At 40.4% G+C, this 26,893-nt stretch carries 28 protein-coding genes and 3 riboswitches; of the genes, 17 read left to right on the top strand and 11 right to left on the bottom strand.

Annotated features, from left to right (window positions below; genetic code table 11):
• Nucleotides 1-13 precede the first annotated feature (13 nt).
• Together mtnK and N1I86_RS06785 are read right to left on the bottom strand one after the other, a co-directional pair.
• On the bottom strand, nucleotides 14-1,216 hold the full coding sequence (gene mtnK / locus N1I86_RS06780) for an S-methyl-5-thioribose kinase (protein WP_341095612.1): 1,203 nt from the start codon (nucleotides 1,214-1,216) through the stop codon (nucleotides 14-16).
• A 717-nt stretch (nucleotides 1,217-1,933) separates the two neighbouring features.
• Nucleotides 1,934-2,092: riboswitch (SAM riboswitch) on the bottom strand.
• Nucleotides 2,093-2,196: 104 nt separating this feature from the next.
• A complete protein-coding gene (locus N1I86_RS06785; RefSeq protein WP_341095615.1) occupies nucleotides 2,197-3,000 on the bottom strand; it encodes a carbon-nitrogen family hydrolase in 804 nt (267 codons plus the stop codon).
• Between the two features lie 97 nt (nucleotides 3,001-3,097).
• Here N1I86_RS06785 and N1I86_RS06790 point away from each other — a divergent pair, with 97 nt between their 5' ends.
• The 9 genes from N1I86_RS06790 to N1I86_RS06830 all read left to right on the top strand — a co-directional run bounded on the left by N1I86_RS06790 (nucleotide 3,098) and on the right by N1I86_RS06830 (nucleotide 12,914).
• The gene (locus tag N1I86_RS06790) at nucleotides 3,098-4,285 is read left to right on the top strand and encodes a pyridoxal phosphate-dependent aminotransferase (RefSeq protein WP_341095617.1); all 1,188 of its coding nucleotides are present in this window, start codon (nucleotides 3,098-3,100) and stop codon (nucleotides 4,283-4,285) included.
• Between the two features lie 87 nt (nucleotides 4,286-4,372).
• Nucleotides 4,373-4,480, top strand: a riboswitch (SAM riboswitch).
• A gap of 66 nt (nucleotides 4,481-4,546) precedes the next feature.
• Nucleotides 4,547-5,788 (top strand): 2,3-diketo-5-methylthiopentyl-1-phosphate enolase, encoded by a 1,242-nt coding sequence (gene mtnW, locus N1I86_RS06795; RefSeq protein WP_341095619.1) that lies wholly within the window; start codon nucleotides 4,547-4,549, stop codon nucleotides 5,786-5,788.
• Nucleotides 5,785-6,444: a 2-hydroxy-3-keto-5-methylthiopentenyl-1-phosphate phosphatase gene (mtnX, locus tag N1I86_RS06800; protein WP_328204131.1), complete on the top strand. Its 660-nt coding sequence runs from the start codon at nucleotides 5,785-5,787 to the stop codon at nucleotides 6,442-6,444. The genes mtnW and mtnX overlap by 4 nt, the downstream gene beginning before the upstream one ends.
• Nucleotides 6,441-7,064 (top strand): methylthioribulose 1-phosphate dehydratase, encoded by a 624-nt coding sequence (locus N1I86_RS06805; RefSeq protein WP_003354050.1) that lies wholly within the window; start codon nucleotides 6,441-6,443, stop codon nucleotides 7,062-7,064. The genes mtnX and N1I86_RS06805 overlap by 4 nt, the downstream gene beginning before the upstream one ends.
• Nucleotides 7,065-7,206: 142 nt before the next feature.
• Nucleotides 7,207-8,490, top strand: coding sequence for an IS110 family transposase (locus N1I86_RS06810; RefSeq protein ID WP_270584767.1), 1,284 nt, complete (start codon nucleotides 7,207-7,209; stop codon nucleotides 8,488-8,490).
• A 416-nt stretch (nucleotides 8,491-8,906) separates the two neighbouring features.
• The gene (locus N1I86_RS06815; RefSeq protein WP_327824949.1) at nucleotides 8,907-9,440 is read left to right on the top strand and encodes a 1,2-dihydroxy-3-keto-5-methylthiopentene dioxygenase; all 534 of its coding nucleotides are present in this window, start codon (nucleotides 8,907-8,909) and stop codon (nucleotides 9,438-9,440) included.
• Nucleotides 9,441-10,288: 848 nt separating this feature from the next.
• Nucleotides 10,289-10,379: riboswitch (cyclic di-GMP riboswitch) on the top strand.
• An 82-nt stretch (nucleotides 10,380-10,461) separates the two neighbouring features.
• On the top strand, nucleotides 10,462-10,830 hold the full coding sequence (locus N1I86_RS06820; RefSeq protein ID WP_270584396.1) for a response regulator: 369 nt from the start codon (nucleotides 10,462-10,464) through the stop codon (nucleotides 10,828-10,830).
• A gap of 507 nt (nucleotides 10,831-11,337) precedes the next feature.
• Nucleotides 11,338-11,607 (top strand): excalibur calcium-binding domain-containing protein, encoded by a 270-nt coding sequence (locus N1I86_RS06825; RefSeq protein WP_270584397.1) that lies wholly within the window; start codon nucleotides 11,338-11,340, stop codon nucleotides 11,605-11,607.
• 38 nt (nucleotides 11,608-11,645) lie between these two features.
• Nucleotides 11,646-12,914, top strand: coding sequence for a thermonuclease family protein (locus tag N1I86_RS06830; RefSeq protein ID WP_270584398.1), 1,269 nt, complete (start codon nucleotides 11,646-11,648; stop codon nucleotides 12,912-12,914).
• A gap of 547 nt (nucleotides 12,915-13,461) precedes the next feature.
• On the opposite strand, the gene N1I86_RS06835 is transcribed toward N1I86_RS06830, so the two are convergent.
• Nucleotides 13,462-13,626, bottom strand: coding sequence for a hypothetical protein (locus N1I86_RS06835; RefSeq protein WP_003354044.1), 165 nt, complete (start codon nucleotides 13,624-13,626; stop codon nucleotides 13,462-13,464).
• 98 nt (nucleotides 13,627-13,724) lie between these two features.
• Here N1I86_RS06835 and N1I86_RS06840 point away from each other — a divergent pair, with 98 nt between their 5' ends.
• Nucleotides 13,725-13,952 (top strand): tyrosine-type recombinase/integrase, encoded by a 228-nt coding sequence (locus tag N1I86_RS06840; RefSeq protein ID WP_082142352.1) that lies wholly within the window; start codon nucleotides 13,725-13,727, stop codon nucleotides 13,950-13,952.
• A gap of 79 nt (nucleotides 13,953-14,031) precedes the next feature.
• Here N1I86_RS06840 and groL read toward each other — a convergent pair whose 3' ends face one another.
• Nucleotides 14,032-15,654 (bottom strand): chaperonin GroEL, encoded by a 1,623-nt coding sequence (gene groL, locus N1I86_RS06845; RefSeq protein WP_003354043.1) that lies wholly within the window; start codon nucleotides 15,652-15,654, stop codon nucleotides 14,032-14,034.
• Nucleotides 15,655-15,704: 50 nt separating this feature from the next.
• A complete protein-coding gene (groES, locus tag N1I86_RS06850; RefSeq protein WP_003354042.1) occupies nucleotides 15,705-15,992 on the bottom strand; it encodes a co-chaperone GroES in 288 nt (95 codons plus the stop codon).
• A gap of 290 nt (nucleotides 15,993-16,282) precedes the next feature.
• Between groES and N1I86_RS06855 the strand changes: the two genes are divergently transcribed.
• Together N1I86_RS06855 and N1I86_RS06860 are read left to right on the top strand one after the other, a co-directional pair.
• Nucleotides 16,283-17,005, top strand: a complete 723-nt coding sequence (locus N1I86_RS06855; RefSeq protein ID WP_048624135.1) for a CPBP family intramembrane glutamic endopeptidase — start codon at nucleotides 16,283-16,285, stop codon at nucleotides 17,003-17,005.
• Entirely contained in the window at nucleotides 17,002-17,202 is a 201-nt protein-coding gene (locus N1I86_RS06860; RefSeq protein WP_003354040.1) for a YdiK family protein, read from the top strand. Before N1I86_RS06855 ends, N1I86_RS06860 begins: the two co-directional genes overlap by 4 nt.
• Before the next feature lie 430 nt (nucleotides 17,203-17,632).
• Here N1I86_RS06860 and N1I86_RS06865 read toward each other — a convergent pair whose 3' ends face one another.
• The gene (locus N1I86_RS06865) at nucleotides 17,633-18,040 is read right to left on the bottom strand and encodes a hypothetical protein (protein WP_270584399.1); all 408 of its coding nucleotides are present in this window, start codon (nucleotides 18,038-18,040) and stop codon (nucleotides 17,633-17,635) included.
• Between the two features lie 342 nt (nucleotides 18,041-18,382).
• Between N1I86_RS06865 and N1I86_RS06870 the strand changes: the two genes are divergently transcribed.
• Nucleotides 18,383-18,934 carry a YbaK/EbsC family protein gene (locus tag N1I86_RS06870; RefSeq protein ID WP_341095631.1) on the top strand — a complete coding sequence of 184 codons (552 nt, stop codon included), beginning with the start codon at nucleotides 18,383-18,385 and terminating at the stop codon, nucleotides 18,932-18,934.
• Nucleotides 18,935-19,280: 346 nt separating this feature from the next.
• On the top strand, nucleotides 19,281-19,439 hold the full coding sequence (locus N1I86_RS16715) for an IS3 family transposase (RefSeq protein WP_429738523.1): 159 nt from the start codon (nucleotides 19,281-19,283) through the stop codon (nucleotides 19,437-19,439).
• A 791-nt stretch (nucleotides 19,440-20,230) separates the two neighbouring features.
• On the opposite strand, the gene tnpA (N1I86_RS06875) is transcribed toward N1I86_RS16715, so the two are convergent.
• From tnpA (N1I86_RS06875) to hisC, 5 genes are all read right to left on the bottom strand, one after another.
• Complete coding sequence (tnpA, locus tag N1I86_RS06875; protein WP_341095633.1) at nucleotides 20,231-20,356, bottom strand: IS66 family insertion sequence element accessory protein TnpA; 126 nt, start codon at nucleotides 20,354-20,356, stop codon at nucleotides 20,231-20,233.
• 451 nt (nucleotides 20,357-20,807) lie between these two features.
• Nucleotides 20,808-21,371, bottom strand: a complete 564-nt coding sequence (locus N1I86_RS06880; protein WP_174752414.1) for a type II toxin-antitoxin system PemK/MazF family toxin — start codon at nucleotides 21,369-21,371, stop codon at nucleotides 20,808-20,810.
• A gap of 218 nt (nucleotides 21,372-21,589) precedes the next feature.
• Nucleotides 21,590-22,207, bottom strand: a complete 618-nt coding sequence (locus tag N1I86_RS06885; RefSeq protein ID WP_061794395.1) for a LysE/ArgO family amino acid transporter — start codon at nucleotides 22,205-22,207, stop codon at nucleotides 21,590-21,592.
• A 26-nt stretch (nucleotides 22,208-22,233) separates the two neighbouring features.
• Nucleotides 22,234-23,229, bottom strand: a complete 996-nt coding sequence (locus tag N1I86_RS06890; protein WP_160549441.1) for a fatty acid desaturase family protein — start codon at nucleotides 23,227-23,229, stop codon at nucleotides 22,234-22,236.
• 30 nt (nucleotides 23,230-23,259) lie between these two features.
• Nucleotides 23,260-24,363 carry a histidinol-phosphate transaminase gene (hisC, locus tag N1I86_RS06895; protein WP_061794351.1) on the bottom strand — a complete coding sequence of 368 codons (1,104 nt, stop codon included), beginning with the start codon at nucleotides 24,361-24,363 and terminating at the stop codon, nucleotides 23,260-23,262.
• 214 nt (nucleotides 24,364-24,577) lie between these two features.
• Between hisC and tnpA (N1I86_RS06900) the strand changes: the two genes are divergently transcribed.
• The 3 genes from tnpA (N1I86_RS06900) to tnpC all read left to right on the top strand — a co-directional run bounded on the left by tnpA (N1I86_RS06900) (nucleotide 24,578) and on the right by tnpC (nucleotide 26,887).
• Nucleotides 24,578-24,898: an IS66 family insertion sequence element accessory protein TnpA gene (gene tnpA, locus N1I86_RS06900; protein ID WP_003352856.1), complete on the top strand. Its 321-nt coding sequence runs from the start codon at nucleotides 24,578-24,580 to the stop codon at nucleotides 24,896-24,898.
• The gene (tnpB, locus tag N1I86_RS06905) at nucleotides 24,892-25,248 is read left to right on the top strand and encodes an IS66 family insertion sequence element accessory protein TnpB (RefSeq protein ID WP_003352857.1); all 357 of its coding nucleotides are present in this window, start codon (nucleotides 24,892-24,894) and stop codon (nucleotides 25,246-25,248) included. Before tnpA (N1I86_RS06900) ends, tnpB begins: the two co-directional genes overlap by 7 nt.
• 61 nt (nucleotides 25,249-25,309) lie before the next feature.
• Nucleotides 25,310-26,887: an IS66 family transposase gene (gene tnpC / locus N1I86_RS06910; protein ID WP_341095296.1), complete on the top strand. Its 1,578-nt coding sequence runs from the start codon at nucleotides 25,310-25,312 to the stop codon at nucleotides 26,885-26,887.
• Nucleotides 26,888-26,893: the final 6 nt, after the last annotated feature.

Raw genomic sequence — 26,893 nt, forward strand, 5'->3', positions numbered from 1 at the left:
GTCTTCCTTTCGTTTAGTTAGTCGGTGTCAATGATGCCTGTAGGAAAAGCGGACGAACTTCTTGAATGTCATTGAGCGAATGTCGCTGTAAAATAAGGCTGCGTCCAAGACGAAGGGCACGGCGTTTCGCACGAAGGCGTTCCTCTTTGTCTTCAATACCGTCAAGGTCAGCGACATGTGCTAAACCGATGGTGCGGCGAATCACTTCGCATCCGGCAAATCCAATCGCATCGACAAATGTATGGTGCAAAACGTCCTGCAATAACTTCGATGTCTTGGCGTAAGGCTCGACATTGTGCTGCTCCCAAAGGTCGGAAAATACGCTTGCAAATACTTTCCAAGTGTTTTCGATATGGTCAAATAAAAACTCTTGTTCTTGTTGCGGACGGGACAGCGCATTCAGCAGCAAATTAGCGATAAACTGACCGAGATCAAAACCAAAAGGACCGTAAAAGGCGAATTCCGGATCAATCACTTTTGTCTCTTTATCGCTGCAAAAAATACTGCCGGTATGTAAATCGCCGTGAATCAGCGCATCCCCTTCTGTTAAAAACTTTCGCTTTAATTTTGCCACTTCAAGATGAAGCTCATCATCGTTCCAAAGCGCTTTTGCATCTTCGCGCAGCTCCTCTTCAAAATCGTTTGTATCATAATCAAAGAACGGATCGGTAAAGACAAGATCTTCCGTGATTTTGCATAGTTCAGGGTTGATAAAACTTTGAAGCAGCTGTTTTTTCTCTTGTTGATTCATCCCGAAGTCAGACGTATAAAATAACGTTTTGGCTACGTATTCACCGATGTGCCGTGACAAAAGCGGATACGTTTTTCCTTCTATAAGCCCTTTTCGAGCAATTTGTAAATGAGATAAATCCTCCATGACAGTAATGGCAAGAGATTCGTCGGAATGGTACACTTCCGGAACGTATTCCGGAACGAAGCCGGCAAATGTACGCAACGCATTGCTTTCTATGGTCGCACGCTTTAACGTAAGAGGCCAGCTTTCACCAACGACTTTCGCGTACGGCAGCGCTTGTTTGAAAATCACTCCTTTGCCTGTTTTTTGGTCAACGATACGGAAAACGAGATTTAAATTTCCATCGCCAATTTCCCGGCATACCAGCTGGGCTTCTTCTGAAAATAAGCGCAAGCGAACGGCAAGAGAAATTGCGTCTTTTTCTGTTAATGGTTCGTAAGCGGATGGATTTGAAACGGCCATGTAGGAACGCCTCCTTTGGAAAAAAATCGAGTAGGAGGGAGCGATTAACTCCCGTCCTCTCACACCACCGTACGTACGGTTCCGTATACGGCGGTTCAATTAAGATAATTGACGCAAGTCTTTATAACTTCCGTGAATAGCTGTTCTCTTTATGCCAGTGGTCACTCCACCCTCCAAGAGGTCTCCCACGGGATTCACCGCTTCCTCCCTCAAGTGAGGTACTACGTTTTCTGTGTTCATCATGACTCACTGAATACCAAGGGCTATTCTCTCTTCATTGTTCGGTCCTTCTTAGTTGTTCTAGACCAACTAATACTATGACCTCTGCTGACTTCTGACGGTTCAGCTACTTATCACTAAGTAGGTTATGAAGAGTACTTCACCTATCCGCCAGACCTCCCCGGGTAAGTACATGCACTTTCACACCATCTATCCGCCTCATTTACTCGATATGACCTTCGACAGAAAGAGCTTTGTTTTGTTATGCAAACTCACTCCATCATACCTAGCCTTATATGAGGTTCGTGTTCCTCGGACCGGTGTTTTGCCTCCAGCTTCCTTCAGATTCCGCGTCACCACGGACACCCTTGCTCTTGGCTAACCTCTACTTCTGTCTTCGGGGTTCGGGACTTACACCCTATAGTTCATGTACATGCCGGGCGCACATAAAAAGCCTCTCTCGTTTATCGAAAGAGGCTTGAAGATTCTTCTTCTCACCTCTTATCTTTCAGAAAGAATGACTCTCTCTGTTGGACTTAGCACCGTGCCTTGCGGAAGATTCCTTCCGGCGCTTTTCTGCGCCCTATCTCACGATAGTATTACGGTCGGTTGCTGGGCTTCATTGGGCCAATTCCCTCAGCCAACTCTTGATAAGAGTATTGATCAGCTATTATTCGAATTTTCGTTATTGCTTTAATTATCGGCGGATTCTCATTTGAGTGAAATCATACATCGAAGTTCGAGTGATTGTCAATCCTTTTTTAAAAAATTTTTTCGTTTGTTCTGTAATGTCCTGGACGACGGTCGCTAAAAATCGGGATTTGCTCACGTACTTCTTTGACTTTTTGCAAATCGATTTCGGATATGAGGGAGCAAGGATCTTCTTTTGCTTCCGCAAGTATTTCCCCCCACGGATCGATGATAAGCGAATGTCCGGCGAACGTATTATTCGGGTCACGGCCGGCGCGATTACAGGCGACAACATAACATTGATTTTCAATGGCACGCGCTTGAAGCAACGTACGCCAATGAGACAGACGCGGCAACGGCCATTCGGCAACGACAAACAACACTTCTGCTCCTTGCAAGGCATGTACGCGAATCCATTCCGGAAAACGAATGTCGTAGCAAATCACACCGGCACATAATGTATTTTCAAGTGTAAACAGTCCCGGTGCATCTCCAGATCGCAAATAAAGATGTTCATCCATCAGTTGGAAAAGATGCAGTTTGCTGTATTCGCCTACAATATCGCCGTTTCGATCGGCCACGTACATCGTATTCGTCGTTCCATCATTTGTTTTTTTGGCGATGGAACCGGCGACAATGTGGATGCGATGACGACGCGCAAGCTCACTAATGAATGCTTTTGTTTCTTCGCCTTCCTTATCCGCAATTTCATCCAGACGCGTTAAATCATAGCCCGTTGTCCATAATTCCGGAAGAACGATGATGTCAGGGTGTTGAGCGGCTATTTTTTCTACTTCGTTTTGAACAAGCTGTCGATTTTCCAGCGGAGCGCCAAAAGCAATATCCAGTTGAAGACAAGCCATTTTGAATGTCATAATCATTCACCTCAAAAAATTTTGACTTTACAATTTGATTTTTACGATATATGATGTTTGACTAGAATTTCAAGAAAATTTTGAGTAGGTGTAAACGATGAAACATTTCGCACAATCGGAACTGCTGCAGAAACTCCCAAAACAGTTTTTTGCGTCTCTCGTCTCAAAAGTAGAAAACGTGAAAGCCCAAGGACATGATGTCATTAACCTAGGTCAAGGGAATCCGGATCAGCCGACGCCATCCCATATTGTGGAGGCGATGCAAAAGGCAGTCGCCAATCCCCGTTATCATAAATATTCGCCGTTTCGCGGCTATTCGTTTTTTAAAGAAGCGGTCGCAGCCTTTTATGAACGTGAATATGGGGTGAAACTGGATCCGGAAAAAGAAGTGGCGGTTTTATTTGGAGGAAAAGCAGGACTTGTGGAAATTCCGACCTGTTTGTTGAATCCGGGTGATCTTGTTCTCGTTCCTGATCCGGGATATCCGGATTATTGGTCGGGTGTCGCTTTGGCACAAGCTGAAATGGCGATGATGCCGCTTCGCGCACAAAACCATTTTTTGCCGGATTACAACGAAGTCTCAAATGACGTGGCGGAAAAAGTAAAATTAATGTTTTTAAACTATCCAAATAACCCCACCGGAGCAGTAGCGTCAAAAGAATTTTTTATGGATACCGTTTCGTTTGCCGCAAAACACGATATTTGCGTCGTGCATGATTTCGCCTACGGGGCAATCGGATTTGACGGCAAAAAACCGGTCAGTTTCCTTCAAGCAGAAGGGGCTAAAGACGTCGGCATAGAAATATATACGTTCTCGAAAACCTTTAATATGGCCGGCTGGCGAGTGGGAGCCGCAGTTGGAAATGAAAGTGTCATCGCAGCGATTAACTTGCTTCAAGACCATTTATACGTCAGCTTGTTTGGTGCGATTCAAGAGGCAGCGGCTTGTGCGCTTCTTTCTTCACAAGAGAGCGTGAAAAAGCTTGTTTCGCTATACGAGTCGAGACGGAATACGTTTATTCGTGCTCTTTCGCAAATCGGTTGGGATGTCACGCCTCCTGCTGGCTCATTTTTTGCGTGGCTTCCTGTACCGAACGGCTGGACATCAGAGCAATTTTCTGATTTTCTACTTGAAAAAGCGCATGTGGCGGTTGCTCCCGGAATCGGATTTGGAAAACACGGAGAAGGGTATGTGCGCGTCGGTTTATTAACGAGGGAAGAACGGCTGGAAGAAGCTGTCCAACGTATTGCGAAGCTTGGTCTTTTCCATGTCGCAAAAAAATGATTGACACCGATAAAAATTCCTGTCATAATACAAATCAAATTTACCGATACTAAGAAAATTTTGAAAAGTCAATACATGATTCAAGCATTCTTATCAAGAGCAGGTGGAGGGACGAGCCCTATGAAGCCCGGCAACCGACTTAACAATCGTTAAGCACGGTGCTAATTCTTGCAGCGATATGCTGAGAGATAAGAAGAGTGTGAACCTCTAGCCTCTTCTTATGAAGAGGTTTTTTTATTGAACTTAGAAAGAGGGATGAACATGAGCCAAGTCATTGCCACCTATCTTATTCACGATGAGAAAGATTTGGAGAAAAAAGCAGAAGGAATTGCTCTTGGCCTCACGGTTGGTTCTTGGACCAATTTGCCGCAGCTGCAAAAAGAACAATTGCAGAAGCATAAAGGAGAAGTCGAGAGCGTCACACCGTTGGAAGAGGACGAGCGAGTCAATGAGTATCTGGGCAAACGTGTGAAGCGAGGACTTGTCCGCATTGCGTATCCAAGCCTCAATTTCAGCGCCGATTTACCAGCGATTTTAACAACCGTATTCGGCAAGCTGTCGCTCGATGGCGAAGTGAAACTGATCGATCTTTCTTTTTCTGAAGAATTAAAAAAACAGTTTCCCGGTCCGCGCTTTGGAATAGACGGAATTCGCCAACAAGTCGGCGCTGATCATCGCCCGCTTCTCATGAGCATTTTTAAAGGCGTCATCGGGCGTGATTTAGATTATTTGTCGGAACAGTTAAAACAACAAGCCCTCGGCGGAGTCGATCTCGTGAAAGACGACGAAATTTTGTTTGAAAATGACTTAACTCCGTTTGAAAAGCGAATCGCCAACGGTAAAGCCGTGCTGAACGACGTATACGAAAAAACAGGAAAGAAAACGTTGTATGCGGTCAATTTAACGGGCAAAACATTCGAGTTAAAAGAAAAAGCAAAACGCGCGGCGGAAATCGGTGCCGATGTGATTCTTTTTAACGTGTTCGCTTATGGATTAGACGTATTGCAAGGCTTGCGCGAAGATGAAGACATTGCCATTCCGATTATGGCCCATCCAGCTGTCAGCGGTGCACTTACACCATCCGAATTTTATGGCATCAAAAGCCCGCTCTTGCTTGGAAAATTGCTTCGATTAGCCGGAGCCGATTTTGCTCTTTTCCCATCGCCATATGGAAGCGTCGCCCTTGATCGAAGGGAAGCGCTCGGCATTGCCGACGAGTTGACGAAAGAAGATGAGCATTGGAAACGATCTTTCCCGGTTCCATCTGCGGGTATCCACCCAGGTCTAGTGCCGCTTTTAATTCGCGATTTTGGAATCGATAGCGTCATTAATGCCGGCGGCGGAATACACGGCCATCCGGATGGAGCTGAAGGCGGCGGAAAAGCATTCCGTGCGGCGATTGAGGCCGTGCTGACAGGAAAAACCCTGGAAGAAGCTGCCAAAGACCATGAAGAGTTGAAAAAAGCTATTGATTTATGGGGCGCTCACGAGGTGGCAGTATGACAAAACCAATCGTTTTTTGCGATTTCGACGGAACCATTACCACCCAAGATAATATCGCTGCGATTATGAAACAGTTTGCTCCTCCGGAATGGGAAGTGCTAAAAGACGATATATTGGCGGAGCGGCTGACCGTTCAAGAAGGTGTCGGAAACATGTTTTCCCTCCTTTCTTCCGAATTGAAAGAAGAGATTACGGACTACGTTTTACAAACGGCCTGTATTCGCGACGGCTTTCGGGAATTTGTCGATTTTACAAGACAACACGACATTCCGCTCTATGTAGTGAGCGGCGGCATTGATTTTTTCGTCTATCCGATTCTGGAAGGACTTATCGAAAAAGAACGCATTTTTTGCAACGGCTCAGACTTTAGCAATGAAACCATTCAAATTGTTTGGCCTTATTCGTGTGATGAGCATTGCCAAAACGGTTGTGGCTGCTGCAAGCCGTCGCTGCTGCGGAAGCACTCAAAACCGGATGGATTCCATATCGTCATAGGAGATTCCATTACGGATTTAGCAGTGGCAAAATTAGCAGACCATGTCATTGCTCGCGACTTTTTACTGGAAAAGTGCAAGAAACTAGGCATTTCCCATTCACCGTTCAACACGTTTTTTGATGTAGTGGAGGTGCTTGAGAAGCTGGAGGTGGGAGCATGAGTGAACTTGAGAAAAAATGGAAGGAACTTGCCGATGTGAAAGCGGAGTTGGCCGAGCGCGATTGGTTTTTTGCAACAAGCGGGAACTTATCGATTAAAGTTTCCGATGATCCTCTCCACTTTCTTGTTACCGCGAGCGGAAAAGATAAACGAAAGCAAACCGATGAAGACTTCCTTCTCGTAGATGCGCTTGGCTATCCGGCTGAAGAAACCCATTTAAAACCTTCAGCGGAAACGCTTTTGCATGTGGAAATTTATAACAGAACTAATGCAGGCTGCGGCCTCCATGTCCATACCATCGATAATAATGTCATTTCTGAATTATACGGTGACATTGGAGAAGTGGAATTTAGCAATCAAGAAATTATTAAAGCGTTCGGACTTTGGGAAGAAGACGCTGTGATTCGCATTCCAATCATCAAAAATCACGCCCATATTCCAACGCTGGCGAAAGAATTCGCCCGGCATGTGCATGACGATGCAGGCGCCGTCCTCATTCGCAATCACGGCATTACCGTATGGGGACGCACCGCATTTGAAGCGAAAAAATATTTAGAAGCATATGAATTTTTATTCAGTTATCATATCAAATTAAGGTGCCTGACCCCACTTGCGCTTTAAAGTACAAAAGGGATAAGCAAAAATAAAGGAGCTATTCCTGTAATGAAGAAATTTGAGGTTTGAAACAAAAAGAGCCCTCTTGGTATAGTACAGGGTGTCAATGCATTGACCCCGAATTAATAATTACCAAGGAGGACTCAAGATGAATTATACGCAAAATCGTAAAATCTCGCAAATTACACCATCAACATTAATTGTAGGCATTGATATCGCCAAAGACAAACACGTCGCTCGAGCTCAGGATGATCGAGGAATCGAATTTGGAAAAAGACTGATCTTTGAAAATCGCATACATGGCTATCAAAAACTGCTTGATTGGGTTTCGAGGCATCAAAAGGAACACCAAAAAACACATGTCATTTTTGGTGTTGAGCCGACCGGTCATTTCTGGCTGAGTCTAGCCTATTTCTTGACTGCTAAAGGTTATGACTTTGTCTTGGTCAATCCTATGCATGTCAAAAAAACTAAAGAGCTGGATGATAACTCTCCAACTAAAAACGATACGAAAGATGCACGTGTGATTGCACAGCTGATTAAAGATGGGCGATACTCCGTACCAAATCTCTTAGATGGCATCTATGCAGAGCTAAGAGAAGGCGTCAAATTAAGAGATCAGCTCATCCAGCAGCTTATGATCACAGAAGGTCGTATTCAAAATCACATCCAGCGTTACTTTCCGGAGTTTTTCGATGTATTTAAAGACTGGGAAGGAAAGGCAGCTCTTTGTACATTAAGAAACTTTCCATTCCCCTCTCAGATTAAAGAAATGACATCAGAAGAAGTTCTTGCGAAATGGAAACAAGAAGTAAACCGTGGTGTAGGAATCAAACGAGCTACAAAGTTAATAGAAGCAGCGAAAAAGAGCATTGGTATCCAAATTGGTATCAAGTTTGCTAAACGTGAATTGGATTATTTACTCGATCAATATGAGCTATACAAAGAGCAATTAGGACAGTTAGATAAGGATCTGGAAGCACTTGTAGTAACGATACCTGGAGCGAAGGAAATGATCAATATTCAAGGCTTAGGTCCTACAACAGTCGCGCTATTCTTCGCTGAGGTCGGGGATATAACAAAGTATAGTCATCCCCAGCAATTAGTAAATCTGGCAGGGCTGTCATTACGTGAACATAGTTCCGGGAAGTTTAAGGGGCAAACCAAGATCACAAAACGAGGACGAAGTCGATTGCGAAGAGCTTTATACTTGGCCATTCGTCCACTCGTTGCCCATAATCCAACGTTTAAAGCCCTGCATCAATACTACACAAAGCGTCCTGATCGACCTTTGAAGAAACAGCAGTCACTGATTGCCTTGTGTTGTAAATTACTACGTGTCTTATTTGTCATTGGTCAAAAACAGTGTGAATTTGATGGTTCAAAGTTATTGAGAGGTTTGCCTCAAATCGATTCATTACAGGCAGCTTAAGGCTTTATTAAGTTCATGAAATCATTTCAGAATACCGTAATTATCTCAAATGACAAACACCAATAGTGCAGAGTTGGAGCTTATTTATTCCATACGGGCATGTGACCCAGCAAAGGAGCATATCCAACCTCCACCTCATGGATACGCAGGACGAAGGAATGTATGGAATTCAATCCGGAGAGATGTGGGAGGGTTAGCGACCGTGAGTGATGTGGAGATGATGAAGCACGGTTATACCTTATTTTTACCAAATAAATACAATTTGGTTGATAGGATGCCCCCTACCATGTAAATTATTTAAAAAAATTCAACATATATCCATTAAATGAGGTGTGTATTCTATTAAGTGTCTATGAAATTTTGAGAAAAAGCGAGTATTCGGGAGAAAAATAAACTTTATTGAGGGAGGAAGAAAAATGGCAACGATTCGTTTACATGAAACAAATGAAAGAATTACAAAGGAAGAAGAAGTAATCCAATTTTTAGACGAACAAGGCGTTATTTACGAAAAATGGGATATTACCAAACTCCCGGAACATTTGCGTGAGAAATATTTGCTTACGGAAGAAGAAAAAAATGAAATTTTAGAAACGTTTAAAGAGGAAATTGCGGATATTTCCGCACGTCGCGGCTATAAAGCGCAAGATGTCATTTCTTTATCTGAAAATACACCGAACTTGGATGAATTGCTCACAAATTTCAAGCGTGAACACCATCACACAGATGACGAAGTCCGCTTTATTGTCAGCGGCCACGGAATCTTTGTGATTCAAGGAAAAGACGGAAAGTTTTTTGACGTCGAGTTAGAGCCGAGCGATTTAATTTCCGTTCCCGAAAATACTCGCCACTATTTTACACTGCAAGAAGATCGTCGCGTTGTCGCCATACGCATTTTTGTCACAACTGAAGGCTGGGTGCCGATTTACGAAAAAGAAGAAACCAACGCCTAATATCCCCTCACCCCTCTTCTACTAAATAAGAAGAGGGGTGTTGTTATGAATTAACAGTGACAAAGCCCTCGACATTCCAGCAAAATGCTTTGCTTATATTTCAATCGAAATAGGAAAAAGCGACTAGCCATCTCACTTAGCAAAAGATATTTACTCTCCACTGCCTTCCCTTGTACTATCTATTTTTTACCAATACAACTCCCCCTTGCCATCATTAAAAAAGCGATTCATCACATGCAAAAATCGCGAAATCAAATCATTAACTTGGTAAAAAAGGAACAAACGTTCGTAATAATCTATGAAAAAAATAAACACGTGATATAATAGAAACACAATAGCTACGGGAAAAGCTCAAGGGTGGTCGGCATTTTACCCCTAAAAGAGAGGGGGTGATGCCGATGACGGTATTTCAAGCATTGATGTTTGCACTCACTTTCGCAAGTCTCATTGTTTCGATACTGTCATATCACCAAAGAAAATAATCCACCCTTGAGTTAACGAGACCGGGTGGATTATGGATTCTTTCTGCCTTGTCGATCCCCCTTGAAGGGAACCGTCTATTGTATAGTCGAAGGTGTTGCCGCACCTTCGTTTTTTATTATCATATGGAATTACTCAATACTATTATACATGATGAGCATAAGTGTTGTAAATTATATCTCTTCTGAATGCTACTCGCTGCGGCACGACTCCTCTTTTCTCATGTTCTTCTGCTTTTGCTGCCGCTACAATCACGTTTTATACGATTTCCTCTTTTTCATTTCCATCTGCTCTTTGCTATTCTTGACGTAAAAGTAAACATTTTATTATAAAGTACAAAACTTTATCGACAAAATTCGATATGTTATGATACGATTGGGCAAATTTTACGAAAGTAAAAGACGCAAAGCCACGGGCCTAAAACAATCTATAGATTGTCATGGTAGCCGGGCTGCCAAGATTTATTCTTGATAAATCTTGTTCAAAACTGAAATTCCTTTCTTAAAAATTTGCCTAAATTTTAGGAAAGGATTGAATTCAATTGAAAAAAACGTTTACAACTGTCCTTATTGCTGATGACTCTCAGTTTATGAGGAATCATTTAAAACAACTTTTGTCCAATGACAACTTCAAGGTTGTGGCTGAGGCTTCCAACGGTTGTGAAGCCATTACACTCTATCAAAAAGTTCTTCCTGATATTGTACTGCTCGACATCATCATGCCTTATAAAAATGGCTTAGACGCTTTAAATGAAATCAAAAAGCATAATCCGAAAGCCAAAGTTGTCATATGCTCCTCCATGGGACAAAAAACTTTGATCATGGAAGCTCTTAAGCTAGGTGCCACTGACTTTATTGTGAAGCCTTTCTTTCAAGAATTAATTCCCATTTTGAAGAAAATTACTAGTTAAATCGAAAAGAAAACTTTCCCTCTAGTTGCTTTATTAGCCATTTTATTCTTTTCATCATAAAAATATGGTAAAATTGGAATTTTATATTGAAAAAATCACAAAATTAGGATAATAATTTGGAATAACAGAGAACTTGCTAGGCGTGCTGCCCTCCATTCCATCGTAATGAGCAGACATAGTAACTGGGAAAAGATCGGATCCACTAGTATTCGAAGAGCTTAAAAAGCACCCTATCTTGAAGATTTATTTTTTTGCATTTTATCTAGTACTATATTCATAGGTCTATTGGTGATGAATTCATGTACGAGAAAAGGCTATTTCTTTCCAATAACGACCGTGCTAATTAAGTACTTTTTTCAGATCATGTTGTTAACACACTCATTAACTTTGCTTGAGTGTTATCCAAGATAGCTCTTTTCTCGAAGCCTGCCCTTTAAAAGTAAATAATGAAACGGCTATGATAACCTTTATAATTCACATACAAAATTTACTTTAGGGGGAATCATCATGAAAAAATGGTTTGGAATCTTAGCTTCTGGGTGTTTGATTTTAGGATTTTCTGTTTACTCCAGCCATGATACAGAGGCAGCTGTCAAAGCCAGAACGTTCAAAAACTGCACAGAACTAAACAAAGTATACAAAGGTGGAGTTGCCCGTTCGGCAAGTGTAAAAAACAAGGGTGGAAAAACGCGCTATAAGCCATATGTTTCACAAACTTTATATGATGCGAACAAAAAATTGGATAGGGATCACGATTTTATCGCATGTGAAAGATAAATTCTGTATCCAAAATCTTTCAGTAGGGGTGTTATTCAATGCCCAATATTATAGCAGGCTGCTTGGGAATCGTACTATTGCTGGTATTATTATCTCTAGCAATAGTAGTCATTAAATGGATATTTATGAATATTTTTGGGGTTATAGGGATTGTGGCCATGATAGCAGGCATTGGCCTAATGAGCCAAAAAACTAAAAAATCCATCTCGATGCCCACTTTTCTTTTCGGTTCTTTATTAACGCTTTTATGGTTTTCGCTAAAGGAACCATTCAATACATTAGCAGTATTTTTTATAGTTGCGTTCCTTGCGGCTTTAATTGCCACAATTATTTTGAGAATCAAACGGAATCGGGCTTGGAAGCAACTCTCCTTAGCATCAATTGTTTTATTGGTTCTATCTGTAGTTTTTGCGTCAAATGCACCAGATCTTGAGAATGAAAAATCACATCCAAATAAAACAGAAATTGCTTCTACTGAGACGAAAGAAAAATCAGATGATAGCAAAACTACTAAAGAACATAATGCTTCCAAAGAAAAACGTACACCAGTTTCTACCCCGTCATTAAAGTCATCATCTTATGATGATACGAATAAAAACTTAATTCCAGTTACTCTCATTGAAACTGTAGACGGTGATACCATCAAAGTTAACTACAAAGGCAAAGAAGAAACGGTTCGCTATTTACTTGTTGATACGCCAGAATCGAAAAAGCCTGGCACATGTGTTCAACCGTACGCTAAGGCTGCAGCAGAAAGAAACCGTGAATTAGTAAATAGCGGCAATCTGTACCTTGAATTTGACAAGGGCAGCGAAAGAGATAAATACGGACGTCTACTTGCATATGTGTTTGTTGACGGTAAATCTGTACAAGAAGAACTGTTGAAAGAAGGATATGCCCGTGTTGCATACATATACGACCCGCCGTACAAATATCTATCAACATATGAAAATGATGAAAAAGCAGCTCAAAACAAGCACTTAAATATATGGTCAGATCCAGGCTATGTGACGGATAAAGGATTCAATGGTTGTGCAGCTAATCAAACCGCAAGTCAACACACATCACACTCAACACATTCAACACAAAGTTCTCATACAAGCGTTGGATCAAGCTCTAGCTCTAATAACAACGCCAATACACAACCAACTGCTCCTTCTGCAACAACACCAAGTACTGGCCAAACAGATTTTGCAAATTGTACAGAGCTTAGAGAAGTGTATCCAGATGGAGTTCCCGCTGGTCATCCAGCTTATCAACCTAAATTCGATAGAGATCACGACAATTATGCGTGTGAAAGAAATTGAGATAGCCCTCTCGGGGGCTTTTCTTTTTTCTCTGTAAGTCCCGCAAAAATAAAAAAGTGATAAAGAATCTGTGTATCTACCAAATACTCCTCCTGAACCAATAGCAGGTCAGCGACGCCAATTATCTCTTAAGGATGATCGTAAAAAGAGGTTTGCCAAAAGTTTGGTGAGGGTGAGGCTTACGAGAAACCTCTAAAATTTATAAATCAGCACCAAAAAGGCACCAAAATTGATAGTTTGTTGCAATGGGTATAAGGAGATTCTACAATTTCTGTCCAGCACTGCTGAAAAGCATATCAAGGATCGTCAATCTTTTTGAATGCTAGTCGAGAACTAAAAAAACTTCTGCGATACGAGCAGCATTCACCTGATTAGAATATAACTTCTAACACAACTAATCATTTTCCCTAATATACTCCAATACCAACCACGGTTGTTAATTCTCAGTGATTTTACCATTTTCTCTACTGTTGCAAGTATATAACGCCATCTCTTGGTATCAAGGACAACAAATTTATTAAAGCAAAATTGTTATGTTCTGATTTAATTATTTTTTCTTATTCATTTCAAATATTAGATATATAGAAAGGCCAATTAGCAAAATACCAAAAATTAACGAAAAAGTACCCCCTTTTTCAAAAAAAGCTTTATACATCCCTAAAGGGAAAATGATTAAAAATGTAACTAATAAGCTTAAATCGATTTTAGACATTAACTTTAGTTGACCTCCTTTATTTAAGGATAAACTTAAGTTTATTGTTTATCAAAATGCATTTAAAAGATTTTTCAGAAAAAAATGATTTATAAAATATTAAGAAACATGCTACTCCACACATTTTCAGATATACACATATTTCAGTGTTGGCCGAAGCCGGAGTGGATCTTCCAACAATCATGAAACATGTTGGACATGATGACAAGGAAACAGTCATGAAAATTTATATGCACGTTACGGAAAAAATGAAAAAGAATGCTTCAGAAAAAATAAAAATCCACTTCAGAAGCGTCCTAAATATTACAAATTCGCAAAAAATGTGAGTGATTTGTGATTTTATAAAAAAAGAAGGCTGCCGAAACAGCCTTCTTTCCTTGATATATAAGGGTTTTTTGATGTTTATTACATCATTCCGCCCATTCCGCCCATGTCAGGCATTGATCCGCCTTTGTTTTCTTCCGGGATATCAGCTACAACAGCTTCTGTTGTTAAGAACATAGCGGCAACAGATGCTGCGTTTTGAAGTGCGGAACGAGTTACTTTTGTTGGGTCTACGATACCAGCGTCGATCATGTTTACCCATTCGCCAGTAGCAGCGTTGAAGCCGATTCCGACTTCTTCTTTTTTCAGGCGTTCTACAATGACAGATCCTTCAAGACCAGCGTTTTGTGCGATTTGGCGGATTGGTTCTTCTAATGCGCGAAGAACGATTTTCACACCAGTCGCTACGTCGCCTTCTGCTTCAATAGCAGCGACTTTATTGTAAACGTTCACTAGTGCAGTACCACCGCCGGAAACGATTCCTTCTTCTACAGCTGCACGAGTAGCGTTCAGAGCGTCTTCAATGCGAAGTTTGCGTTCTTTTAATTCTGTTTCAGTGGCAGCACCCACTTTGATCACAGCCACTCCGCCTGCTAATTTAGCAAGACGTTCTTGAAGTTTTTCACGATCGAATTCAGAAGTTGTTTCTTCTAATTGAGCGCGGATTTGATTTACGCGAGCAGCGATTTTGCTGGATTCGCCAGCTCCTTCTACGATCGTTGTATTTTCTTTCGTTACTACAACTTTTCCGGCACGACCTAATTGAGCAATAGTCGCAGATTTAAGATCTAATCCTAAATCTTCGGTAATCACTTCACCGCCAGTTAAAATAGCAATGTCTTCAAGCATTGCTTTACGACGATCACCAAATCCAGGAGCTTTTACAGCAACTGCGTTGAATGTACCGCGTAATTTGTTGACAACAAGTGTTGCAAGAGCTTCCCCTTCAACGTCTTCAGCGATCAAAAGAAGCGGTTTGCCTTGTTGTACAACTTGTTCAAGAACAGGAAGGATTTCTTGGATGTTGGAGATTTTCTTATCAGTGATTAAGATATATGGGTTTTCCAGAACAGCTTCCATTTTGTCAGAATCTGTTACCATGTATGGAGAAGCGTAGCCACGGTCAAATTGCATACCTTCTACGACATCTAATTCTGTCGTGAAACCTTTGGATTCTTCAATCGTGATAACACCGTCGTTGCCAACGCGTTCCATTGCTTCTGCGATCAATTCGCCAACTTCTTCATCAGCAGAAGAAATAGCAGCAACTTGAGCAATGGATTCTCTTCCTTTGATTGGTTTTGAAATGGCTTTTAATTCTTCAACAGCCACTTGAACCGCTTTTTCAATTCCTTTGCGGATGCCGACAGGGTTTGCACCGGCTGTTACGTTTTTCAATCCTTCACGGATCATGGCTTGAGCAAGTACAGTTGCAGTCGTAGTACCGTCCCCAGCAATATCGTTCGTTTTGCTGGCTACTTCAGCAACTAATTTAGCTCCCATATTTTCGAATGGATCTTCCAATTCGATTTCTTTCGCAATGGTAACCCCATCGTTTGTAATTAAAGGAGATCCGAATTTTTTCTCAAGAACCACGTTGCGTCCTTTTGGTCCAAGAGTCACCTTTACTGCATCCGCTAGTTTATCTACACCGCGGAGCATCGCACGGCGAGCATCTTCGCTGAATTTAATATCTTTAGCCATTTTGTAAAACCCCCTTAGTTAAAATATTGTCATTATGATAAAAATCGTTATTATTCTCCAATCACTGCTAAAATATCGCTTTCGCGAAGGATTAAGTATTCTGTACCTTGGTATTTCACTTCTGTACCAGCATATTTAGAAAAGATGATGCGGTCGCCAACAGACACTTCTGGTGCAACGCGTTCACCGCTGTCAAGAACGCGGCCTGTTCCAACTGCGATCACTTTGCCTTCTTGTGGCTTTTCTTTTGCCGTATCTGGCAATACAATGCCGCTTGCAGTTTTTTCTTCCGTTTCAACTAATTCAATTACGACGCGATCACCCAGTGGTTTTAACAAGTGAAACAACCTCCTTGTTTTCATATGTAATTTATATTGTTAGCACTCTATTCACCTGAGTGCTAACACATTAATAATAATAAATAAAACCCCTTTCTTTTGCAAGTATGATGCAAAAAATTTTATTCGAGATTTTTCGCCAGAATTCTCTTATCCGCGCGAGGGGAAAATGCCCGATGTTATCTTCTCCCCGGCCACTAGTTTTATTCCTGTATTTCTTGAATTTGAATGGGATGTAAATTGCTAGTAGAATGAAAATAATGAATGAATAAGAGAAGGAGTATAAAAAAGTGAAAAAAGAATACGGTTATATTTTAATTGCTTATATTCTTATGCAGCTATCCAGTTTCATCGGTGTCCCGCTCGTTTATCGAATCGGAATCAGGGCAGGACAAGACCCCGTTTTTATGAGGCAAGCGGCCCCCGGATATTGGATTGTCATCAGTTTTTCCATTACATTAATCATTATTTTGCTGATTTTAAGAAAAGCACGTACTGATGCTTTATTGGTGAGAAAAGCTCCGGCTTCTCCAGGAGAATCGATAGTATGGGCGATCGCCGGAGTATTTCTTGCACTGTTTGCCCAAGGCATCGCTGCCAACATCGAAGCAAACCTTTTCGGTGTGGATCCCGGTTCGAAAAATACGGAAAATATCCTTCAAATTATCAAAACATTTCCGGCCTCCATGCTTGTTTCATCCATTTTCGGACCTATATTAGAAGAAATTGTTTTTCGAAAAATCATTTTTGGCTCTTTATACAAACGTTTTTCTTTTTGGATCGCCGCAACGATCAGTTCCGTCATTTTCGCCATGGCGCATATGGAATTTGAACATATTCTTCTTTATAGCGCGATGGGGTTCACATTCGCTTTTTTATATGTAAGAACAGGCAGAATTCTGGTTCCTATTTTCGCCCACGTAGCCATGAATACTCTTGTGGTCGTCGTACAGCTTTTCTATCGTGACCAACTTCAGCACATTCAAGGACTAATTGGAGGATTTTTTCAATGAAACAAACATTGCTATCCTCAGGAATCATTTATTTGCTTTTTGGTTCCCTTTTTACTTATATGGCTATTGAAAATGTAAATTCCAATGGATTTGGTTTTTTTACGTACTTGCTCATTATTTTGGCGACGTTGGATGTGGGATCCGGCATTCGAGTCATTTTTTATTATTTCCGTATGAAGAGCCGATACAAAAAATAAGGCACGAATTTCACAAAAAGAAAAAAGGTAAGCATGAACCGATATACCCATCCTATTTGCTTACCTTTCACCTTCATTTTATTGTTCTGCCAATTGAATGCTATCTTTCTTTGACAATCGAATTTTTTCTATTTCTGCTTGGGCAAAATGGAGGCTTCCCTGTAATAATGTGATCATTCGTTCGTATCTTCGCTCCTCGCCGAGGCTCCCCATATACGGCAAAAAAAGAATGATTCACATTATTTAACAGCCTCGATTTTCTTCAGCCCATTGATGATTTCTCACCCCCTTTATCTTCCCATTTTCACCAAAACATAAAACCAAACATGGCAGCGGCCTTTATCAACGGCTCGGCTAATTTATGAAAGCCAACCTCTTTATTCCTTTTTTACGAAGTGCGTCAAAAGGAAAATCTCCCCCTTTCTTCATCTTATGTAGCGAGAGATTTTCGAAGTCTCGCCTTTCTTCGTTTTCTTAGAAGTATGTGAATCGAAATAGCCAGTCCAGTCCCGGTCATGATGATCATTCCGATCGAACTCACTAGACCAATGGGGCCTGTATGAAGTTCACGAACCACTCTTTGTAATGAATGGCCCTCTCCCCCATTATTCGGAAAACCCCCATTCATTTCTCCTGCAGCTGGAGGCCCTGATTGTCCATTTTGTTGAGAGTTCGTTGCCATTTGCTGTGTATTGACTGCATGAAACTGTTCCATTCTACCATCCTTTCCTCGCTCTTCTCCTGTTACATACATAATGAGACCTGTTATTGATTCAATGAACAAAAACAAAGATGCTATTGCTCCGATCCAAAAATGAAGGGCACGTACCCTTCTCATATGCGACTCTCCTTTCTTCATTTATTTGAGGATGCCATCATTATGCCAAGCTTTGCTTAACTTTTTCTTAAAAAAGGAAAACACCCTATAAGTTGATATGATCCCCTTATAGTGGACAGAAAAAAGAAAGTTCACGAAGGGATAGCAGGACATTGCCACCGGTCTGGCTTTATATATGCCTTCCATAAGATCACATCCGATCTGCGGCGGCTGCATACAAGGATGTCCTTTTTGCGTCCTTCCGTAATATCACGCCCCCAAAAGACTCAAATCTCACAAAATTCGAATTATTATGATAAGATAGACATTAATCATATAGAACCTATGAAGGAGGAAAGACAGATGTCCCTGGAAAGTGTTAGAGCCCATCTAAAAAAATGGAATCGGGATCAGGATATTATGGTCTTCGATACCTCAAGCGCCACGGTGGAACAGGCCGCCCAGACCATCGGCGTAGAACCGGCCCGCATCGCCAAAACCTTATGCTTCCGGAGCAAAGGAGACAGTGCGCTGTTGGTCGTGACCGCCGGCGACGCCAAAATCGACAACAAAAAATTCCGCCATACTTTCGGTTTTAAAGCGCGGATGTTAAGCGCCGAGGAAGTGCTCGAACAAACGGGCCATGCGGTCGGAGGGGTTTGCCCTTTTGGATTGGCCAATGATTTGGACATCTTTTTGGACCTGTCCTTAAAGCGGTTCAAAACCGTTTTTCCCGCATGCGGAAGCATCAACTCCGCCATTGAAGTGAGTCCGGAAGATCTATGGAATTATTCTGAGGCCAAGGATTGGATCGACGTATGCAAAGATTGGCAGGAATCGGATACGAAAGGGAAAACCTCGGACAGCGGAGGGGAAACAAGAGCGTCAGAAAGCTCAAGTTTCTTCCAACGATGATGAAGGTGATCAACCCCCAGCCGGTTCGGATCCCCGGGAAAAGATCACGGTTATATCGTATCTGCCCCAGATTGAGGGAAAACGAATGCTGGATACTACATATGCAAGCAGCCAATATCTCTTATCCCACGGACTTGATCCTTTAGAATGAAATCCGTGGGACGCCTCATCGACGTCCTTTTTGAGCCTCTCCGCGGGCCCTGGAAGAAGTCGTACACTTATCGTAAAAAGGGCACACCAAGCCTTTCTGTAACAAAGCTCTAACTTGACAGGAAGCGCTTGAAAAATATAAAGAACGTTATGGCCATTCTCCCAGAGGCCGTCCCGGTCGATCATAAGGACCCGAATATCCAGGAAAAGAAACAGTTTGGACAATGCCTGCATGGAGAACTTCTTCAGCTATTTCAAGACAGAGTGCTTTCTTCTGCACTCTTTTTGCAAAGTCAAAGAGGTCAAGGATGCCGTACACAAATATATTCGTTTTTATAACCTCCAACGTTACTAAAAAAATCGAGTAGGAGGGAGCGATTAACTCCCGTCCTCTCACACCACCGTACGTACGGTTCCGTATACGGCGGTTCAATTAAGATCATTGACGCAAGTCTTTATAACTTCCGTGAATAGCTGTTCTCTTTATGCCAGTGGTCACTCCACCCTCCAAGAGGTCTCCCACGGGATTCACCGCTTCCTCCCTCAAGTGAGGTACTACGTTTTCTGTGTTCATCATGACTCACTGAATACCAAGGGCTATTCTCTCTTAATTGTTCGGTCCTTCTTAGTTGTTCTAGACCAACTAATACTATGACCTCTGCTGACTTCTGACGGTTCAGCTACTTATCACTAAGTAGGTTATGAAGAGTACTTCACCTATCCGCCAGACCTCCCCGGGTAAGTACATGCACTTTCACACCATCTATCCGCCTCATTTACTCGATATGACCTTCGACAGAAAGAGCTTTGTTTTGTTATGCAAACTCACTCCATCATACCTAGCCTTATATGAGGTTCGTGTTCCTCGGACCGGTGTTTTGCCTCCAGCTTCCTTCAGATTCCGCGTCACCACGGACACCCTTGCTCTTGGCTAACCTCTACTTCTGTCTTCGGGGTTCGGGACTTACACCCTATAGTTCATGTACATGCCGGGCGCACATAAAAAGCATCTTAAAAGATGCTTAATACCATCATGAATGATGAAAGTGTGTAAATAAATAAGACTTTTGTTCGGATTCTAGTTACTTTTCAGGACGCAGCTGTGCTGAATACCAGGACAAATCCCCTTAAAAACACGAACGGTTTTTACGGCCAACATTCCTGATGAAGCTTCACATGATTGTCTTCACACCACTTGGATTGAGTCTGTCCACTAGCCCTAAAATCGGCGATCCGAAGTTCCCATTCTTTTCGCAATTCTGCTTTTGACATCAAAAAACCTCCTCAAATATTGATTTGAGGAGATTATCTCATAGAGTCATTTTGGTTAATAGGTGGGAACTATTTTACGGTTACAACAATTTATACATGCTTCTAGCAATAAATTGCCTAACACCGAGGAGAAAAACATTTTGCTATCGGCACTTATACTCAATATGAACACATTACAAAAATAAAAAGGCCCTAATTAAAATTAGGACCTTCTGTGCGTATAGCTTGAAAAAGCTTCCGTAGGAAGCCGGTGCCGTAAAGGCTTGATAAACTATACATTCTAATATATGCAAAAGTTAAAATTAGATACATAAATGGTGAAAGAGCCACCAGATCACAAAGATGCTAATGACTCTTTCTTGAAAAGCTTATTTAAGCCGGTGCCCATCGGGCTTGATAACGTTCATTTCTTACCTTGATAATACACTAATACCAAGAAAAAATCAAGCTTTTAGTTGGTAATACCTAATTGTGCTTTAACCATTTCAATTACTTCATCTAGTTTGTCATCTTTTAATTTGCCTATCCTTCGTTCCAACCTGGCCTTGTCTAACGTCATAATATCAGCTCCGATGATTTTCGATGGGTCTTTATCTAAATTTCCATCTTCAAGGTCAGCGTTTGTTAACTGGATATTGTTTTTGGGATCGATTTTTTTACCATCACCCTCAATGGGTACCACATTCACTTTCTCAGAATATAGGTTTTTCTTTTTATTCGAGATAATAACACACAAGTGATTCCCGTTTAATTCAGTCCCGACGTTATCTTCAGAGATGAGAACATTATAAATCTCCCCTCTTACAGGGCGCGTTGGATGCAGTTTTTTCTTATCTGCCTTTTTTAAAACAGCATGGTCGTATGATTTTTGATCCAAACGGCACTTTTCGGGAATGGAATTGATGATAATCAAAGCTTTTCTGAAGTTTTTTTTATGAAGTGTTGAAAGCTTGTCTAATAATATGTCTTTCAACCGGTTCTTCTGAGAATCATTTAATTTATCTGTAGTGGTCATGAATAGTTTCCCCCTTAATTAACGATTATAAACCATATATCATTTTTTATGATAAGGTTTTTTAATCAATTCGAAATTGATTCGAAATTGAGGGAGAAATATGGTTATCAAAGGCATCTAAGGCACTGCCTACAGGTTTACGTCCTACCAGCAAAAAGACGAAAAAATCTGCTAAGGTTGGAAATCCTGAGTTATTCCCTTTAAAGCTTTTAGTATTTCTAGAACATATTGTACAACTCAATAGCTATGTATAAAGCTACTCCCCATATAATTATTGCAGATACTTTGTTTAGCAGTTTTAATAGCTTTCCTTCTGTATCAAAGTTACCTACTACTTTTCCGGCTATTGCAAGACCTAGAAACCAAAGCCAAGAGACGACAATACATGCGACAGTAAATCCTACTTTTTCTGTACCCGTATAGCTAAGTGAACTAGTTCCAATCACACCAATCGTATCAAGAATTGCATGGGGATTAAGAAGGGACACTGACATAGCAAACAAAATCTGTTTCTTAGGCGACATGGCTACTTCTTGTTGATTCAGGTTTGCAGGATCACTATTCCAAATAGACCACCCCATATAAAGAAGAAATAATAGCCCTATAGAAAAGATGACTGTTTGCAGAACAGGAACAGATAATACGATAACAGATACCCCTAATACTGCTAATAAAATGAGTAAAGTATCACAAAGTGAAGCTGTAATTACAACTGGGATGGCTCCTCTAAATTTTGGTTGAGAAGCCCCCTGATTGAATACAAATACATTCTGTGCCCCAAGGGGAAGTATTAGCCCAAAGGCTAATACTATTCCGTGAATTAGTGCTGCTAACATAATGTTTTCCCCCTTCGCTTAAACAATTAGCTTATTTTCTTTTTATGTCTATCTAGGTAACGGCCACATATATCTTCTACCACGCTATAAAAGCCAGGTAGGAATGATCTAAAGAAGCCTGTACAATGGTGTGCTTCCTTATATGCTGGGTCCTCCATTAAAATTAAATGAGCCTTTTTCAAATTATAATGGGGGATCGCTGGAAACAAATGATGTACTAAGTGATAGTTGTCATGATGTGGATGTAAAAAGAATTTTTCTACTGGATTACCAAAAGTATTTCTACTTGCGAATAGTTCATTTTCATTTTTTAAACCTGAATGCTCCGCCATTTCTGCCCAATATCTTATAATTTGAAATGTGGATAGAAGAGGAACAAACCAGAAAAGAATTAATTCCTGCCAAAAGTTGAAAGTAACACTAATTGTAATAATTGACAACCAATATAAAACTTTAGCAACTCTTTCTGACCAAGGCTCTTCTTTTGAAAAGATATTTACTTTAATTGTGCCATAAATATATTTTGGAACATGTGTTAATGTAAGTGGTTTTATAATATGTTTCATTATAAATCTGTTTATATTATTTTGTGGTTTGTCCAATCCAATTAGGGCATATCTTTTAGTATCAGGATCATTTTCTATATCCCATAGGTGCCTATGGTGTAAATAGTGCGAATTGCAGTAAGTAGTATAGGATGTAAATACAGGAAATGCAGCAAACAGGCAAGCTATCCATTTATTCAAAATACGATTTTTAAATAACAACAAATGGCTTGCTTCATGCATTAAGTTGTCGAAAGCTCTCATTCTACTCCCTATAATAGCTATGCTAATGATATAGGTCCACCAGTCAGGAAATGTTTTAGCAAAGACAATTGCACATGTAATAATAGCCCAATCATAGCCAATAGAAAAGAAATTATACCAATTATTCCTCTTATGTAGCTCCTTAGTTCTTGAACGTATTTCTGCAGAGAACTTTGCCTTTTTAATCTTATGTTTATCCGTGTTTGTTTGCATACTTCTATCCTCCTGCCGCAATATAAAACTCTATTTTTCAATCATTTCCGACATCTGAAGTAATTGTGACAAATGTGCAATTAGATCATCGTTTTGTGCTGAGCTACCTATCGTAATTCTTACACTAGTTGGGCATGCAAACTCACTACCTGGACGAATAATAAATCCTTTAGATAATAAACGATTTGCTAAACTATCTGTGTCTCTTTTCATATCAATAAATATAAAATTAGTCTGGGTTGGAAAATAAGAGAGTCCAAATCTCCAACAAAATGAATAGAATTGTTGCAGTTCCCTTCGATTTTTCTCGTGACACTCTTTAATAAAGGATTGATCTTCAAAAGCTGCGACAGCAGCCACTTGGGCTAAACGAGAAGTATTAAATGTTTCCCTCACTGTTTCTAAAACATTAATTACTTCCGTTTTACAAATACCATAACCAATACGAAGTGCTGCTAGACCATAAGCTTTCGAAAAAGTTCGCAAAATCATTAAATTAGGATACTTATTCATTAAAGATACTGTATCCGGGAAATCGTCTGCATCTACGTATTCGTAATACGCTTCATCACAGACTACAAGGATGTCTTTGTTGAGCTCATCTAAAAGTGTTATGAGCTCATTTTTACGAACATACTCACCTGTAGGATTATTAGGATTACAAATCCAAACGACCGTTGTCTTTTTATCAGTCGCATCGATCATTCCCATAATATTGTGACGACCATTTACATGGGGAACCTCTCGGACCTCTGCCCCCTCTATAATCGCATTTCGTTTATATTGAGAAAAAGTCAAATCTGACATCACTGTGTTTGTATCCGATCCTAAGTAAGCTCTACATATCATCCGAATCAATTCATCAGTTCCATTTCCAAATATAAACTGATCTTCATTCACTCCAATAGAATCAGCAAGTTTTTCTCTTAATCTATCTGCCCGACTGTCTGGATAAAAGGATAGTTTGTTGAGCTCAGACATAATTGACTTTTGAACGTAATGAGAACAACCATATGGATTTTCATTGGAAGCAAGTTTCACTACATGATTAAGACCATAAGTACGTTTAACTTCTTCAATTGTTTTTCCTGGATGATAGGGTGTTATTGTCGAAAGTTGTTTTTTAGGTTTCATATTAAACACCTCCTATAGAATTATAATAATGTTTTATCCAATATCATTTCGCAGAAGAGAATTTAGCCTCATTCTCTTTTATTCTTATCCTATCAGTTTCTTTAATTGACTTAGTACGAATTAAATAGATGTAAGCGTCAAATCTTGGACACCTTCTTGATGTGCTAATTTCATGAGATAATCTCCTCAAGATGAAATTGAAGGAGGTTTTTTTATGCCTAAGAATCCTGAATTACGAAAGGTTTGGGAACAACGAATCGCTGACTATCGTAAAAGCGGTCAAACTCAAGTAAACTGGTGCAAGGAAAATCAATGGAGTATTCACCAGTTTAAATACTGGTTAAGAAAAATTGAAAATCCAATAAAAAATCAAGGAAAGTCTACAAAATGGGCATCCGTTACCCTAGAAGATCATTCACAAACAGTTGAAAATTCATTACGGATTGAAATTAGTGGGATTTCAATTGAAGTAAAACCTGGTTTCGATCCGGCCTTTCTTTCAGAAGTGGTTAGGACGTTGAAATCAACATGTTAGTTGGTACAAGAGCTGAACGAGTTTACTTGGCAAAAGGAAGTACTGATTTGAGAAAATCCATTGATGGATTAGCTGCTTTGGTGAAAGAGGGATTTGATTTAGATCCCTTTTCATCAAGCTATTTTGTGTTCTGTAATCGAAAGCGAGATAAATTAAAAATTCTTCACTGGGACTATAATGGTTTTTGGCTTTATTATCGTCGATTGGAAAAAGGAAAATTTCAATGGCCAAATGAAAATGACACTGGAACGATACAAATTAGTTATCGGCAATTACGCTGGTTATTGGATGGTCTTGCAATGGAGCAAAAGAAAGCACACCCAGAAGTAAAGGCTAGAACAGTTATATGAATTTTTTACTTTTAACAAAAACCTTGGAGGAAAATAGCTAAAACCGTCGAATTATTACTACATGATGAAAAATTTAAAGAATCCTACCCAAAACCCATTTGAATTAATTGAAAAACTTCAACAGCAAATCGTTGAATTGACGGCGAAATTACGATGGTATGAAGAACAGTATCGTCTTAGTCAAAAACGAAAATTTGGCTCTTCAAGCGAAAAAACAAATCCTAATCAATTAGAACTACCTTTATTCAATGAAGCAGAGGTAGAGTCTAATGTAAAAGCCGAAGAGCCAACTGTTGAAACAATTACATATCGTCGTAAAAAGAAACGTGGTCAACGTCAAGCTACGTTTGAAAACCTGCCTATGGAAACGATTGAATATCGTTTACCCGAAGAAGAGCAGGTCTGTTCGTGTTGCGGTGAAAAAACACACGAAATGAGCACAGAAGTACGACAAGAATTAGTGATTATTCCGGCTCAAGTCAAAGTTTTAAAACACGTTCGATATGTCTATGGATGCCGTCATTGTGAGCGTAATGAAATAGAGACACCAATCGTTACAGCACCTGCCCCAAAATCTGTGTATCCAAAAAGTTTAGCTTCACCGTCAAGCATGGCATATATTATGAATCAAAAATATGTAGAGGGGCTACCTCTATATCGCCAAGAACAACAGTTCAAACGATTAGGTGTGATCTTATCCAGGCAAACCATGGCCAATTGGATGCTTTATGGTGCCGAAAAATGGCTTGCGCCAATTTATCAACGAATGAAAGAGCATCTCCTCTCTAAAGACATTCTACATGCGGATGAAACAACTGTTCAGGTTTTACATGAACCTGGAAGGTCAAGTACATCGAAATCTTACATGTGGCTTTATCGGACTGGAAGAGAGGATCCACCACTTGTCCTTTATGACTATCAGGAAACTAGAGCAGGAGAACATGCCAAAGAATTCCTAAAAGGGTTTAAAGGATACCTGCATGTCGATGGATATGCAGGATACCATAAGGTATCCGGCGTAACATTAGTTGGATGTTGGGCTCATGCCCGCAGAAAGTTCGATGAGGCTTTAAACGTACTTCCTGAATCCAAACGTCATTCAGCAGTCACAGCTCGGGAAGGACTCAATTTCTGTAATCAGCTATTTGCCATCGAGCGTGATTTGAAAGAATGTACACCAGAAGAACGATATAAAAAACGACTTAAACACAGCCAACCATTGTTGGAGGCTTTTTCAGCATGGCTAAAAACAGAGAAAAGCAATGTTTTACCAAAGAGTCTATTAGGTCAAGCCATTACATACTGCCTCAACCAATGGGAAAAACTCGTGGCATTTTTAGAGGATGGACGTTTAGAAATCGATAATAATCGAAGTGAACGATCCATTAAACCATTTGTGATCGGTAGGAAGAACTGGATTTTTAGCAATACTCCGAAAGGAGCTAAGGCCAGCTCAATCATTTACAGTATTGTGGAGACAGCAAAAGAGAATAAATTAAATCCATTTTATTATCTTCGCTACTTATTTGAAAAGCTTCCCAATATGGATATAAGCAATATGGATGAGCTTGATCAACTACTTCCTTGGTCCAAAACAATTCCTTTGAATTGTCGGGTTTTTAATAACTTATCACAATAATAGTAT

It is taken from the genome of Bacillus sp. FSL W8-0116, assembly GCF_038003825.1.
GTDB classification, from domain to species: domain Bacteria; phylum Bacillota; class Bacilli; order Bacillales; family DSM-4216; genus Bacillus_O; species Bacillus_O smithii.

What these genes read in the sequence shown, in the direction of transcription:
- N1I86_RS06890 (WP_160549441.1), bottom strand. Translation starts at nt 23,229, where the DNA reads ATGCAAACAAACACGGATAAACATAAGATTAAAAAGGCAAAGTTCTCT.
- N1I86_RS06830 (WP_270584398.1), top strand. Translation starts at nt 11,646, where the DNA reads ATGCCCAATATTATAGCAGGCTGCTTGGGAATCGTACTATTGCTGGTA.
- N1I86_RS06865 (WP_270584399.1), bottom strand. Translation starts at nt 18,040, where the DNA reads ATGAGAAGGGTACGTGCCCTTCATTTTTGGATCGGAGCAATAGCATCT.
- N1I86_RS06880 (WP_174752414.1), bottom strand. Translation starts at nt 21,371, where the DNA reads ATGACCACTACAGATAAATTAAATGATTCTCAGAAGAACCGGTTGAAA.
- hisC (WP_061794351.1), bottom strand. Translation starts at nt 24,363, where the DNA reads ATGAAACCTAAAAAACAACTTTCGACAATAACACCCTATCATCCAGGA.
- N1I86_RS06835 (WP_003354044.1), bottom strand. Translation starts at nt 13,626, where the DNA reads ATGTCTAAAATCGATTTAAGCTTATTAGTTACATTTTTAATCATTTTC.
- mtnW (WP_341095619.1), top strand. Translation starts at nt 4,547, where the DNA reads ATGAGCCAAGTCATTGCCACCTATCTTATTCACGATGAGAAAGATTTG.
- N1I86_RS06805 (WP_003354050.1), top strand. Translation starts at nt 6,441, where the DNA reads ATGAGTGAACTTGAGAAAAAATGGAAGGAACTTGCCGATGTGAAAGCG.
- mtnK (WP_341095612.1), bottom strand. Translation starts at nt 1,216, where the DNA reads ATGGCCGTTTCAAATCCATCCGCTTACGAACCATTAACAGAAAAAGAC.
- tnpA (WP_003352856.1), top strand. Translation starts at nt 24,578, where the DNA reads ATGCCTAAGAATCCTGAATTACGAAAGGTTTGGGAACAACGAATCGCT.
- N1I86_RS06785 (WP_341095615.1), bottom strand. Translation starts at nt 3,000, where the DNA reads ATGACATTCAAAATGGCTTGTCTTCAACTGGATATTGCTTTTGGCGCT.
- N1I86_RS06870 (WP_341095631.1), top strand. Translation starts at nt 18,383, where the DNA reads ATGTCCCTGGAAAGTGTTAGAGCCCATCTAAAAAAATGGAATCGGGAT.
- N1I86_RS06815 (WP_327824949.1), top strand. Translation starts at nt 8,907, where the DNA reads ATGGCAACGATTCGTTTACATGAAACAAATGAAAGAATTACAAAGGAA.
- N1I86_RS06810 (WP_270584767.1), top strand. Translation starts at nt 7,207, where the DNA reads ATGAATTATACGCAAAATCGTAAAATCTCGCAAATTACACCATCAACA.
- tnpA (WP_341095633.1), bottom strand. Translation starts at nt 20,356, where the DNA reads ATGTCAAAAGCAGAATTGCGAAAAGAATGGGAACTTCGGATCGCCGAT.
- groL (WP_003354043.1), bottom strand. Translation starts at nt 15,654, where the DNA reads ATGGCTAAAGATATTAAATTCAGCGAAGATGCTCGCCGTGCGATGCTC.
- N1I86_RS06825 (WP_270584397.1), top strand. Translation starts at nt 11,338, where the DNA reads ATGAAAAAATGGTTTGGAATCTTAGCTTCTGGGTGTTTGATTTTAGGA.
- N1I86_RS06885 (WP_061794395.1), bottom strand. Translation starts at nt 22,207, where the DNA reads ATGTTAGCAGCACTAATTCACGGAATAGTATTAGCCTTTGGGCTAATA.
- N1I86_RS06860 (WP_003354040.1), top strand. Translation starts at nt 17,002, where the DNA reads ATGAAACAAACATTGCTATCCTCAGGAATCATTTATTTGCTTTTTGGT.
- tnpB (WP_003352857.1), top strand. Translation starts at nt 24,892, where the DNA reads ATGTTAGTTGGTACAAGAGCTGAACGAGTTTACTTGGCAAAAGGAAGT.
- tnpC (WP_341095296.1), top strand. Translation starts at nt 25,310, where the DNA reads ATGATGAAAAATTTAAAGAATCCTACCCAAAACCCATTTGAATTAATT.
- N1I86_RS06790 (WP_341095617.1), top strand. Translation starts at nt 3,098, where the DNA reads ATGAAACATTTCGCACAATCGGAACTGCTGCAGAAACTCCCAAAACAG.
- mtnX (WP_328204131.1), top strand. Translation starts at nt 5,785, where the DNA reads ATGACAAAACCAATCGTTTTTTGCGATTTCGACGGAACCATTACCACC.